At 38.4% G+C, this 13,688-nt stretch carries 10 protein-coding genes and 1 pseudogene; 9 read left to right on the forward strand and 2 right to left on the reverse strand.

Annotated elements, in window-relative coordinates; genetic code table 11:
- Nucleotides 1-19: 19 nt before the first annotated feature.
- The 8 genes and pseudogenes from J3U91_RS03385 (at nt 20) to J3U91_RS03420 (ending at nt 10,696) form a co-directional block, all read left to right on the forward strand.
- Nucleotides 20-5,581: a gp58-like family protein gene (locus J3U91_RS03385; protein WP_002819903.1), complete on the forward strand. Its 5,562-nt coding sequence runs from the start codon at nt 20-22 to the stop codon at nt 5,579-5,581.
- 20 nt (nt 5,582-5,601) lie between these two features.
- Nucleotides 5,602-5,910, forward strand: coding sequence for a hypothetical protein (locus J3U91_RS03390; protein ID WP_002819904.1), 309 nt, complete (start codon nt 5,602-5,604; stop codon nt 5,908-5,910).
- The gene (locus tag J3U91_RS03395; RefSeq protein ID WP_002819905.1) at nt 5,888-6,307 is read left to right on the forward strand and encodes a hypothetical protein; all 420 of its coding nucleotides are present in this window, start codon (nt 5,888-5,890) and stop codon (nt 6,305-6,307) included. The genes J3U91_RS03390 and J3U91_RS03395 overlap by 23 nt, the downstream gene beginning before the upstream one ends.
- Nucleotides 6,307-6,681, forward strand: a complete 375-nt coding sequence (locus J3U91_RS03400; RefSeq protein WP_002819906.1) for a hypothetical protein — start codon at nt 6,307-6,309, stop codon at nt 6,679-6,681. Before J3U91_RS03395 ends, J3U91_RS03400 begins: the two co-directional genes overlap by 1 nt.
- An 80-nt stretch (nt 6,682-6,761) precedes the next feature.
- Nucleotides 6,762-8,053, forward strand: a pseudogene (locus tag J3U91_RS03405) (LysM peptidoglycan-binding domain-containing protein).
- Nucleotides 8,054-8,063: 10 nt separating this feature from the next.
- Nucleotides 8,064-8,429, forward strand: a complete 366-nt coding sequence (locus J3U91_RS03410) for a holin (protein ID WP_002819917.1) — start codon at nt 8,064-8,066, stop codon at nt 8,427-8,429.
- A gap of 95 nt (nt 8,430-8,524) precedes the next feature.
- Nucleotides 8,525-10,411 carry an AAA family ATPase gene (locus tag J3U91_RS03415; RefSeq protein WP_002819916.1) on the forward strand — a complete coding sequence of 629 codons (1,887 nt, stop codon included), beginning with the start codon at nt 8,525-8,527 and terminating at the stop codon, nt 10,409-10,411.
- Between the two features lie 42 nt (nt 10,412-10,453).
- Nucleotides 10,454-10,696: a hypothetical protein gene (locus J3U91_RS03420; protein ID WP_002819915.1), complete on the forward strand. Its 243-nt coding sequence runs from the start codon at nt 10,454-10,456 to the stop codon at nt 10,694-10,696.
- 51 nt (nt 10,697-10,747) lie between these two features.
- Here J3U91_RS03420 and J3U91_RS03425 read toward each other — a convergent pair whose 3' ends face one another.
- Both J3U91_RS03425 and J3U91_RS03430 read right to left on the reverse strand, forming a co-directional pair.
- Nucleotides 10,748-11,557: a hypothetical protein gene (locus tag J3U91_RS03425; protein WP_002819914.1), complete on the reverse strand. Its 810-nt coding sequence runs from the start codon at nt 11,555-11,557 to the stop codon at nt 10,748-10,750.
- 190 nt (nt 11,558-11,747) lie between these two features.
- The gene (locus tag J3U91_RS03430) at nt 11,748-12,158 is read right to left on the reverse strand and encodes a DUF2513 domain-containing protein (protein WP_002819913.1); all 411 of its coding nucleotides are present in this window, start codon (nt 12,156-12,158) and stop codon (nt 11,748-11,750) included.
- A 201-nt stretch (nt 12,159-12,359) separates the two neighbouring features.
- Between J3U91_RS03430 and J3U91_RS03435 the strand changes: the two genes are divergently transcribed.
- Nucleotides 12,360-13,679: a DUF6056 family protein gene (locus J3U91_RS03435; RefSeq protein ID WP_226489974.1), complete on the forward strand. Its 1,320-nt coding sequence runs from the start codon at nt 12,360-12,362 to the stop codon at nt 13,677-13,679.
- The last annotated feature ends 9 nt before the right edge of the window (nt 13,680-13,688 follow it).

A 13,688-nucleotide genomic window follows, 5' to 3' on the forward strand; every position in this document is an offset into this window, starting at 1 on the left:
CAGAAAGGAGGGTAAATATTTGATTATACAAACTACAGCTGCCACGGCTGCCTGGAAAGCATCCCAAAGAACGCTTGATACAGTGGTGACAATTGACGGAACGGATTATCACACGTCTGATATAACATCAATTGCCTATGACGGCGGGGCATTTACCGGCGATACATTTTCGATCGGGTCGACTTATGAAAACAGTGTCACGATAACTTTTTCCCACTTGGTCGAGGGTTTTGTTCAAGGACAATTAGTGGCGCCAAAAGTCGGTGTCAAATTGGTGGATGGAACTTTCGAGTACAGTCCGTTGGGAATATTCGTTATTTCAGACGATATCGAAATGGACCGGAACAATGATGTAACGACTATCAAAGCTTACGACTTGATGTGTATGCTGGAAGGAACTTATACCTCAAAACTCACTTATCCGGCCAAAATGACAGACGTTATTGCCGAGATTGCGAGTTTGTCCGGAGTACCGTTGAATTCTGACGATATTGCCCGTTTGCCTCTTATGAATAACCTGGCCAAAGCAATTACCGGACAGACTTATCGAAATGCGATCGGGTGGATAGCCCAGTTTTATAGCGGTTTTGCCTTGTTTGATCGTGACGGCAAGCTGACAATCAGAACGATTAACGATACGGATTATGCGATTGATGCCGGCCAGTATTTACAAGGTGGCCTGACCAAAAACGAAGCTGCCTATGTGATCGGTGGGATTCAATGCCAGGTCACGACCACTACGACTGATTCGGACGGTAATTCGACTGACGACACGGTCACTTTACAGTCCGGTAGCAGAGCGGGCTCGCAGGTTCAATTGACTAATAACGTCATGACCCAAGAACGGCTTGACGCAATCTGGACCAAACTGCAGAATCTGGCTTTCTATCCTTTTAGTCTGAATTGGTTCGGTAATCCAGCGATTGAAGCAGGCGACTGGTTTGCTTTGCAGGACACGAAGGGCAATCGATTCAACGTACCGAATTGTTCTTACACGATGACCTTTGATGGTAGTTTTTCTTCTGTTTCGTCGGCCCAACAGACTTCGACATCGTCCGACATTTATTCTTACAATGGCGATTTAACATCGGCTATCAATAAATTAAAATCGCAAACGGCCGGGTTAAATTCCTATACGCATATTGCTTATGCCGATGACGCTACTGGAAAAGGTTTCTCACAAGACCCCACTGGCAAAGCCTATTTGGGCGTTTACACGGATTCCAATTCTGTCGATAGCACGGATCCGGCTAAATATGTTTGGATGCAGACCAGAGGAAGTGATGGAGAAGATGGCACCAGTGTCGAGTCTTCTACTGTTGCTTATCAGGCTGCCACGAGCGGGACTATTACGCCAACCGGTACATGGGCTAGTGACATACCGGTGGTTCCGGCTGGCCAGTATCTTTGGACGAAAACCGTTTTTCATTATTCTAATGATTCCACCTCCACAACTTACAGCGTCTCTTATTTCGGGACTAACGGCTCCAATGGAACTGCGGGTATACCTGGAGCGGACGGCAAGACACCGTATTTTCACACGGCTTATTCGACAGCTTCCGACGGGTCGACCGGTTTTAGTACGACCGACCCGACTAACAAGACTTATCTAGGGACTTACAGCGACTTTACACAAGCCGATAGTACGAACGCGGTATCTTATGACTGGGTTAAAATTCAAGGCAATACAGGCGCCACTGGTGCAACGGGGGCAACGGGAAAAGGAATTACATCGACCGTTATTACTTACCAAGCCTCGACTAGCGGTACTGTCGCTCCTAGTGGGACTTGGAGCTCATCGATACCGTCTGTGTCTGCAAGTCAATATCTGTGGACTCGGACGGTGATGACTTTCTCTGATGGGGCGAGCACAACGTCCTATTCCGTAGGGATGATGGGAGCTACGGGTGCCAAAGGAGACACCGGCGTGCAGGGAATACCTGGTGCTAACGGCCAGAGTTCCTACCTGCATATCGCTTATGCCGATTCTGCCGATGGAAAAACGAATTTCAGTATTACTTCTGCCGGATTAAGGCAGTATATCGGAACTTATACGGATTTTACATCGACAAGTAGTTCTGATCCGACTAAATATGTCTGGCAGCAGACTAAAGGAGATACTGGTGCACAGGGACCCGCCGGAACTGATATCACAGCGATTACTTATGGATCGACTGCTCCAAGCAGTCCTAAAGAAGGGGATGTTTGGTATAAGCCGAACGGCAATTCTATTCAGATTGAAATTTATCATAACGGTTCATGGGTGCTCGATATCGATGATTCGATCGTGCAGAGAATTACCGATGCAACCAAAGATGTGCTGACTAGTGCCAAAACTTATACCGATGATACGGCAAAAAATGTAATTGCCGAATTAAGCTCGGCCAACAAAATTGTCAATTCGGAGTTTGATACGGACACAGCTCAAAAGAATGTTGTTGAAAGTTCAACAACTGTTCCGACTCCTAATTCAAAAGGATATGCCGATCAAACAATTGTCGGACGCAATCTGCTGAGAAACACGAGTGCTTTTGCTAATACGGATCACTGGAGCAATTCCGGTGGCGGTTCTTCTTTAGCAATTGTTTCTCGTGCTTTTTATCAAAACGGTCAAGGTAAATTACTAAAACTTTCGACTTCCGGAACTACGGAAGTATTTTTAATGTCCGAGCATTTTTCCGTTCAAGCCGGTGAAAGCTATACCTTTCAGATTAAAGCCTTCAATAACTCCAATGTCGTTTCAATGGATTTCTTTGCTTTGGGACGCCAAACGGGCAGCACTTCCGATTATACGAAGGTTGTCGCAAGCAAACTTAGCATGCAGCCTTCGATTAGCGGTATTGGCACTTTCTCATTTTCTTTTACGGTTCCCGATGGTATCGGAGAACTTTATATAAGGATTGATAACAACGGTTCTAAGGTTTCCGGCAGCAGTGCCGATCTTTATGTTGCCGAAATGAAATTGGAAGTCGGATCTTTGACTCCTTACATTAAAGCGCCTGAAGATTTAGCTATTGCCAATTGGCAGGATACGATTGTTAATGATCCGGTAGATGGAACTTATGTTGTTTCCGGTACGACATCAACTAAAGCCTCAACGGTTCAAGTAAAGAACTCAGCCGGTACGATTGTTGCATCTCAGGATCTCAGCCAGTCTAAAAATTCCGATCAGACATTTACGCGAGGCAGCTTTTCGGCTGTGACTCACGATAACGACGATGGGACCGGCACGGCCAGTATTCCTACTCCGACTGCTGGTACTTCTTTGATAGTTGTCGATGAATTAAATAAAAATATTTATTCGAACAACAATATGAGTGTTCCTAATCTAGCTAGGGATAGCGAAATGCTATTGGGACTGAGTGGAACTGATTCGGATCCGCATTTTTCTTATAACTTGGCAGACTTTGTATCGATTGTTGCCAACGGATATAACGGCCACAATGTCTTGGATATCAAAAGATCCAGCGGTTCCGGAACTTTGGTGGCGATTACGGCATATCAAAATTCAGTTCCAGGAGATGCCTGGTCGATGGGATTTTATTACCGGGTTCTTACTGATACAACTTTTTCAAATGATTCTTCCTGTTACTTTGATCCAAGAACATCAACCGGGACCGCAGCAACTGTACAAGGGAAAACCATTTTAACCGCTGGAACCACATGGAGGTATGTAAAAGTCGAAGATGCAGTAATGCCAAGTACGACTGCCAAGGTACGCTTTCGTTTCGATATGTTGGGGACTGGTCATATACAGATCGCACTCCCAATGATGGTTAAAGCTGTAAAAGCAGTCGATTATGTATCGGATACAATTGATGTTTCCAAGTGGGTGGCAACACTGCCAGCAGATGGAAAAAGCTATAAAGCTACGATCAAAGCGCCTAAAGATACGACAGCAACAATTTTGAATTTTAATATGCCGACAGCGATTGATCGATATAATTTTTCGTTTTCTTTTCCGGCGGTTATGGGAAATTACACGCTGGCTTTGTCGGAGGCGACTTATTCTTTTACAGTTCAGCAGAATCTTTTTCCAGTTACTTCGAACGGATATGTAGTTTCAAAGACTGGTGTCATTTCCGGAAAAGCGCCTAATAATACTTCTGTGATTTACCTTCTGTCAAGTTCGGGAGGAAGCTATTCGACCGGCGTTCAATCAGACGGCAGTTTTGCTATTGCAGTCAACACGGACGGCAGTGGCTATACGATTCATGCTGAATACCAGCAAAGTTATCTTGGTCTGACCGACTGGCACGATTTCAGTCCGGACCTGCCGGCTTCCTCCTATATATCAGCTAATGAACTTGTTTCTGGATCCAAAGTTATTGAAGTGACTAACAATACACTTTATGCCGATGATATTCCGAGTTTTGCTAATGTTGCGATCTCTGTTGGCGCTCAGTTTAAATTGATTTCCGGGACGGCTAAATTGGCCGTTGTTTTTTATAAAAACGATGGAACCAATCTGGGAACCCAATCGGTTTCGATTGCTGGCAGCGATTGGACGAGTTTTAGTTTGATAAATATCGTTACACCGGCAAACGTCGATTATATCCGGGTTATGGTCCAGGCACCGTCCGGAACCGTTCGCTTTACTCGGGCCATTTTGGTATTTTCGGCCAGTCTGCCGGCTTATACGCCGGGCATTGGGATTTCCGGCAAAGGCGTTCTTGGTTTGTTCAACAACAATTATGTATTGGGGATGTTAAGCAATGCCGGAGCTGTGGTTTCCGGTATTAACGGCAATGCAGACGGTCTGCGTTTGACAGGCAAAACAATTTCTTTAGATGGCGATACAGTGGCCACTGGCGATTTTTGGGCAAGCCAGATTAATGCGATCAAAATTAACGCTGCCAACATCGTAGCCGGTGAGCTCGATGCCAATATTATTCACGTTATCCACCTGGATGTTTCCAGTCTGACCGGCGATATTACTTCGTTTATTAAATCTAATTGGGCAGATCCTTATGGAAACAATATTGATATTGAAGGATCGGAAATTTCTCTGCATGACAACCAAAAAAACTACGAAATGCTTATCAAGGCCAGCGAGATCGATATCAATAACCTAAACGACGGTTCCTACACGAAAATAAGTAATGGAAATATTGAAATGGCTAATAGTTCGCCAACTGGTCACATCGAAAGCGTCGGCGGTTTGATGCTCGGAGAAAACGTTGTCGACGAACGCTTGAATGGCATCTATTTAATTGCCAACACTTATGGCAAAGGCGGGACAAACCATAATATCGATAGCGATAGTTATTGGGCTGCCGATGATGTCGGGATTGCATATAGAAACGATTCCACAAATGAAAATTTCGGTGTCGCTTATCGCTATAACGTCACCAGTGGGCTCAACCTGTTTTTTGCTCCGGTCGATTTCAATGGCTATAAATTCAATATCCAGGGAGCTGGAGAAACTTTTAATCTGACATGGGTATCATGGTCCGATCTTTCTTCCGGTTGGAAGTACCCAGCCATTCATTCTTATGGATCGGCTGCTAAAGGCGGTATCGCAATTGGCGGAAATGCCGTCTATGCATTTGGATTAGCCGGGCGTACGCAATTAATTTAATTTGAGAAAGGGCATAAAATATGCACACTACACTAAATCAGGACTTTAAAGACGCTAACGGAAACGTTCTTTATAGTTTGTCGACGGTTTTGAACGGGGATGGCAAGACACCTGTTGTCCAGACGGTTGGAAGCACAGCCCCTGTGGGTTTCAACGATGACGGTTCTCCGATTATGCCTCAAGTAGACGAAGAAAAACTTTTGGCTGATCAGCAGTCTTTTATGTCTCGAGCCATCACGGTTCAAAAAGTATTAAGTCAGTCCAACGGGATTGATCCGTCGCTAGTAAATATGATTGGAGCTGAAAATGATTCAAAAAATAACACTTAAGAGGCGTTTTCTAGCAGCTTCGATTAAACTCTTGGCTGATCTGGCTAATTCAGGCGGAATGAATGTCAAAGAGGCTAGAGCAGTCAAGTTCTTTATTAGGGACGCAAGTCCAAAACAACAAGAGATTCAGGAAATAACCAAAGACCTGGTCGAAAAGCATGCCGGAAAATACGACAAAAAAGCTGTGCTTTTCTTTAAAGACGATTCCATTGAAAAAGACTTTTACAAAGACTTGCTTGATGCCCTTGACGAAACGATTACGATCCTTGCCGCTTTTGACCGGCAGTTTACTGTTTTAAAGCATTTCTTTGATAACTACGAAGGTGAATTGCCAAAAGGCAACCGGGTCGGTTTTGATATTTTTACGGATGCTTTAGAGAAAGGGAACACTGATTAATGGAAGCTTTCTTTAAAGATGCTTTGACTTTCTTAGGGGCCATTCTGGCTGCTTATATGACGGCCAAGATTACGGCTTCTCTTAAAAATGAACCAGCCTTTGCCGATAGAGTGATCCAACAGACAGACACGATCGTTAATCTGCAAGGCAATGTATCCGAACTAAAGGATAAACAGCTGGAGGCCGAAGAACGGCATGCCAAAGATACGGAACTGATCAAAAAACTCTTGGATCAAAACCAAGAGAATCAGAAGCTGATCAAGACCTTACAGGATCAAAACAAAATCCTAAAAAAGCAGAATAAACTCTTGTCCGATTATGCTAAACGTAATGGTTTTCCCTTGGATGATATCCTGGCAGGCAAAGCGTCTTGAACAAACAATTTAATCTATTAAAACTTATATGCAGCACTGGCTTATTCTTGGCCGGTGCTTTTTTTGGAGGTTATCCTACATTGAAAACTAAATTAAAAACCTTATTAACGGCAGTTGTCTTATTACTGTCTTTTTCTTTGCCGCTGTCAGCCTATGCCGCTAAAAACGATCAAGGCGTCGACTTGTCACACTGGCAGGGAGATACGGCCGTTTTCGGACAGGCAAGCGACAAATTTGCCATTATCCAATTGGGTGGCTATTACGATGGCTACTTTAGTCCACAGTCGACTTATGCCACACAGGTCGCAAGTACGATCGCACAGGGCAAAAGGGCACACACCTATATTTATGCTCAATTCTCTAGCAATTCCGAAGCTGATGAGATGTTAAATTATTATCTGCCCAAGATTCAAACCCCTAAGGGTTCGATCGTGGCTTTGGATGTTGAATCAGGCAGCCCGAACACAGTCAGTGTTAAGTATGCCTTGGACAAAGTACAAGCAGCTGGTTACACAGCCGTTTTGTATGGTTATAAGTCTTTTCTAACTAGTCATCTAGACCTTGAAAGTCTGGCTAAGGCATATCCCTTATGGATGGCTGAATATCCTAATTACAACGTAACGACTAGTCCCAACTATAATTACTTTCCAAGTTTCGACAATATCCATCTATTCCAATTCACCAGTACCTATAAGGCTGGTGGCTTAGATGGTGACATTGATTTAACTGGGATTACTGATAACGGCTACAAAGGGACGACTACAGCCCCATTGGGTGGAACAGCCGTTAAAACCACACTTCTACACCAGCCGTGAAAGTCGGTCAGCAAGCCAACAACACACCAAAGAGTTCGATCGTTGTTGGTGATACGGTCAAGGTCAACTTCTCGGCTTCTAAATGGTCGACTGGCGAATCAATTCCAAGCTGGGTCAAAGGCAAGTCTTATAAAGTAGCACAGGTTTCAGGAAACAATGTTCTCTTGGCTGGGATCAGTTCCTGGATTAGTAAATCTAATGTTGAGATTCTGTTAACGACTTCAACCAGTTCAGCACTTAGTTCTTCTAGTTCTACCGGCACTTATACAGTTCAATCGGGCGATACTTTATCGGCAATAGCAGCTAAGTATGGAACCACTTATCAGAAACTAGCTTCATTAAACGGGATTGGCAGCCCATACCTGATTATTCTAGGAGAGAAGTTAAAGCTAAGCGGAACAACTGCTGGTTCAGCTGCTTACTACAAAGTAGTTTATGGAAATACGCTTTCTGGTATTGCGGAAAAATATGCTACGACCGTTGTTAAATTAGTTTCTTTAAATGGATTAAAAAATGCCAACTATATTTACGTTGGCCAAACACTAAGGGTTAAATAAAGGAGAAATTATGAATCTATCAAATATCGATGTTACAGCTTTAATCATTATTATCGCAGCTGTCTGGTTTGTCGTGCAGTCAATCAGCGCTACCAAGTTGCCAAACAAATTCCTACCGCTGGTATCAATTGTGGTTGGAATCATTATTTCAGTTGCTTATTCTTATTTAAGCAGTAAGAACATTCAATTAGAACAAGACCTGTTTTTTGGTATCTTTGCTGGTTTTTCTGCCAGCGGATTAGATGACACATTGACCAAGTCTGTTTCCGGATTGATTAATAATTTTGTTGGTGTTCTAATTTCTAAGGCGAGTGATAGTTCTAACACAACTAGTTCTACAGATTCTTCAAGTACTGATACCAAAACTGCAAAATAACTTAAATATGCAAATTAAACCCACCGGCTATATGCTGGTGGGTTTTTGTCGTATCATAAGTTTGTTTTAATTCTAATTAAAAAATATTGGAGAGTATGCTTTTGACATTAAGTGCAGAAGAAACAATTAATAATTTTCTAAATGATATTAAGGTGGAAAAAGAAAAATCTAATGATTCATCTTATTCTAAAAGTCTTATCTCAATAGAAAGTAAGGCAAATGATGTTTTGACAGAATTGAAAGGCGAAAAAATTAGTCATATTTTCTCTTTAAGACTAGATGATTTTAGAAAATCAACTATTGGCTTATCTGTTGATCACTTAAAAAATGAGGTTACTAGTGTTCATTTCACAAAAGAAGGTGTTGATAATAATAATCTCTTGAATCAAATGAAAAAAATATTGAATGATTTTAAAATTATTAAGTATTTGTTTGATTTCTCTCAACATAAAAAAAATATTGTCATATGTGGTCCTAATGGTAGTGGAAAATCAGCTTTTGCGAGTTTCTTAAAGAGCTCTTATTTAAGCAATTTAATCGTATTGCCCGCACAAAAATTTTTATATTACATGGATCTTCAAAGTTATCAAAACAAAACGATTGAAGATTATGTAAAGGTTGAACAGAAAGATTCTCTAAAGATTGTTCGAGACGGTGAGCCTTTTGATATAAATAATCCTGAGAATTTACATTTTAGCGTTTCTCAAGATTTAATGCACAGATTTACAATTGCAATTAATGCGTTAGTTAACAACCATGTTGAGATAGCACTCGAAGATAGAAAAAAGAATAAAAAATCTGGGAATACTTTCTTAGAAGAAGTTCAAGATATTTGGAATAGTTTTTTTCCTAATATAGAGCTATTTGTTGATCAAGCTTCCAGAGTTCTTAGAGCTAAAAATGTTAATAGTGAGCAAGAATATTATGTTAATTCTCTAAGTGATGGAGAAAAATCTTGTCTTTATTATTTGGCAAGTATTTTCACAGCTCCGAAGAATAGCTTTGTTGTTGTCGATGAACCTGAAACTTATATGAATCCAGCTATTTATAATAAATTATGGGACATATTAGTTAATAGAAGAAACGATTGTCAATTTATCTTTATTTCACACAATAAAGATTTCATATCTTCTCGTATCAATTTTTCAATTTTATGGATTAAAAACTTTAATGCACCAGATTCATGGAATTTAGAAGAGATAAGTGATCAAAATAATATTCCTATTGATTTATTAGTTTCTCTGGTTGGCAGCAGTAAAGACATTATTTTTTGTGAAGGTTCGGCTTCAAGTTGGGACAACAAACTGTATTCTCAATTATTCATTAACGATAAAACTATAATACCTGTTGGTGGCCATGATCAAGTTATTGAGTATACCAAGGCTGTGACAAGACTTTCCAAAAGCTTAAATGTGAAAGCATTTGGTATTATCGATGGAGATGGTAGAAGCGATGAAGAAATGGAAAGTTTATCAAAGAAGAACGTTTTAGTGTTGCCCTTTAACGAAATTGAAATGGTATTTTTTGATGAAGATATAGTTAAAAGTGTCTTAGAACCATTTAATAAGATGGATAATTTTAGCAAATTCAAAAATGCACTTTTCGTCAAATTAGAAGAAAAAAAGAATCAAATTATTTTGAATATTTTGGTTGATGAAGCTAATTATCGTTTGGAGAATGAAAAAATTTGTAATAGAAACAGTGTAGAAGAGATTCGCCAGAATTTAACAAATACTTATTCTTCCATCAATAATTTTATTGAGAAAAACTATAATGAATTAGAAAATAAAATAAATTGTATAATCTCTACTAATGATTATTACGGTGCTCTAAAGATATGCAATTTAAAGGGAGAAGTTGCTTATGGGATTGCTGATAGAGAATTGGATAATTCATTTTTAGAAAGAGCCTTAACAAGAATCGAAATCGATGATGATCTAAGAAAAAAAATTAGAGACAAATATTTTAAAAAAATAAGTTGATGAATCTTTGCCCTTTAGAACACCTGTTCGTATAATTAATCTATGACAGCTGAACAAATAATTATCCAAACTGTTAGAAAACTTCCAATTCCAACTAAAGGCCATGTTATCTATTATGATGAGTTACTAGCTTTAACCGGTTTAGAAGAAAACGACTTTATTATTGCCATGCAGCATTTATCAGTTAAATATCATTTTTATTTCTCTACTTATATTGATCAGGATACTGGAGAGATTAAGGATAACGTAGGACAGATTCTTGATATCTATAAGATTATAAAGTAAAACATTACTGATATAAAAACAACCACTAGCTATATGCTGGTGGTTGTTTTTTTATTCGACATATTTTATGGATATTGGTTCTGGGTATCCAGGCGAATGGCATCCTTTTTTATTCAAGGCTGCATAAAAACTCATTTTATCCACTTTCATTAGCTTACCTGAATGGCTTCTTACCCAATATCTTTTATTAGTATCACGAAAGATAATTGTTGAGGCTGGATGAACCCCACCCATTGCATCACCGGGTGAGTACATCTCTATTTCAGTATTTCCAGGTGCAATCAATTCTATATGAGAAGAATAATCAATTTGAATTGAATCAAAAATATCTTCCTTTTTATCATCCACTGACTTATTAGAAACTAAAAAGCACCATACATCGTATATGGGAGAATTTGATTGATTGGAAATAGTTATCTTATTGCCTAAAGTATTTCCAAAACGATCAGGCTTATCAGCTGTTACTTTTCCTGATATCCAAGAAGTAATTTTGCTTGCTTGCTTTGCTTCCAATTCTTTCATTTTGTTCCTTTCTTCTATAATTGTTAAATAATTAGAAATAATAGCAATTATGGCTAATATGCCTGAAATACTTATAAGGTTCGCTTTATCAATGAGGTTCCTAAAATCTTCAAAACGAAAATAAAATAAAAACATCAGAGCGATGAAGAAAAAAAGAAGAATTTTCAAATTTCTTAATATTATTTTTCTGAAACACAGGGATATTTTTGCTGTAAACCAAGCAATGATACGCCGCTTTGTAAACCATTCTCTTGCTTCATTCGATGAATTTATGGTCATAGCAAAGACAGTAATGATAATAATTAATATAAAAATAAACCAAAAAAATAAATTAGACATTCCTCTCTCATTAAAAACTCTCTAACAGTGTTAAGTATAGTTTTTTGTTAAGATATTAGTAAAAATATTCAAAATAAAAATAATATTTTTCATTTGTCCGATCTAATTACGTATAAATAGGTGAGGGCATAAAAGACCTCAATCAATTTTAAAAACCTCCTCAAAACTATCTCTATTTAAAGACTACCTCTCAACTGAGGTAGTTTTTCTTTTGCCTTTTTAAAACAGCCCTGGCAATCGCTCTACTGATCATACTGACTGTTAAGGGCAGCTTGTTTTCTTTTAAGTATTCTTTTGCCTTATGCCAATTATCTTCATCGGTTATCGAATCGATAAACTCATGACCAACCGGAGTAATGTCTTTGATTAGAAAATTACGGGCATCCAAGTCCAGCGGATCTTCAAAGTAATTAAATCTTTCGCCTTCGACTAATCCATAGTCAATGGCTTGTTTTAGAGCGTAGAAGTAATCAATTCTAACTATTCCTGTTTCCTTAGAACTTTCATCGACTGCTTTATTAGTTAAGATCGTATCCGGTTCAATCGGCAGTCTTTGAAGAATTATCATCATTTGTCTTAAGGCTTCTTTATTAAGTTCCATTACTCTCTCCAGTTAATGAACTATTAATACGAACGCATGTTCGCATAAACTATTCTAACTCTATTTTTATATTCTTAAAAATGCTTCATTCAATCATTTCTATTTTTTATTTTTTATTTTTTTATCATTTATTTTTTAATCATTTGTGTTTTAAACGTTTACAATTAAAAAGGTTCACATTTGTAAAGGGATAGAGTTTTGGTGAATAGGGATTTTTTGTGCAAAAATAACAAATACATAGTATGGATCGAATACTCCGTTATATTCATATTTTTTTTGTTCTTGTTTTCTTTTAGCAGGAAATGTATAGGTACAGATGATGTAAATTTTTCCAATCAGATTAAGGTTTTAGGCTATTTTCCTTGGCTTGCCGGCAGATATTTCGGCTGGTCTGGTAGAGTATTTTCTGATGCCGTGACTGGTATTTTTTTGTTTGTTCCGATACCAGTTTGGGCTGCTTTTAATTCTTTTCTATTTTGTTTATTGATCTTTTCTCTAACTGAAATAGTTTTCGGGAGTCATAGTATAAACAAGGACACAATTGTTTTATCAGTTTTTTTCTATATTCCGCTTGGAATATTTGTTGATTCGGCTTCTTGGATTGTTGGTTCGTTCAATTATTTGTGGGTCACGAGTCTGGGTGTTTATTCTTTAACGTATTTAAAAAATGAATATCTAGGAAAAATTAGCAAAAGGAGGATTATTTATCTAATTTTTGCTTTTTTTGCTTGTTTAGGAACTGAACAGTTGGCACTGGTCTTGGCCTGTCTGTCTTTTATTTTGATAATAACTTTTTATATCCGAAAAGAATCAATAAATATCAACTTAATATCTTATTTCGTTTCATGCTTTGTGCCCCTTATTATTTCAGTACTTTCGCCGGGTGACTCAAGAAGAAGAGTATTAGACTCTCATCGATGGTATAAGAATTTTCTAAGTGAATCTATAACGGAAAAAATTAAAATAGGATTCAATTGGGAAATTTCAAATTTATTTAAGCTCGTCCTGCCTTTGTCTTTAGTCCTACTAATCATTTTTATTTACGAAGCATTCCGAAAAGAGAGTATTAAAAAGATAGATTTTTCTATAAATTTAGCTATTTTTTTCCTTATTTTCTTGACAATTAATTTACTAAAAATAAAAAACATTGATTTTAATAATTATTTTCAATATCCGCTTAACAATCACCACTTGATTTTTCTTTTGGTTTTATATGGACTTTTTTTCTTTGCTGTATTGAATAGAACCGCTAATAACAAAAAAATTGTTATGCTGACCTTTTTGGCTTCTATTTTGTCTGCTGCACTGCTTTATTTTTCCCCGACTATTTTTGCATCGGGGGCTAGGACTTATTGGATAAGCTGGATCTGCTTGGTATTCATATTTGTCCAAGTATTGTCTGATATTAAACTCGTTAATGCTCGAAGCTTGTTTTTATTATCAATTTATCCTTTATCTAATCTAATGCTATATGCTTATTGGCTGATATCTCAGGGATTTATTCCTCACACGTTGTGGTAGACCGAAGGG

Origin of the sequence: Oenococcus oeni (assembly GCF_020510245.1) — a bacterium.
Classification (GTDB): domain Bacteria; phylum Bacillota; class Bacilli; order Lactobacillales; family Lactobacillaceae; genus Oenococcus; species Oenococcus oeni.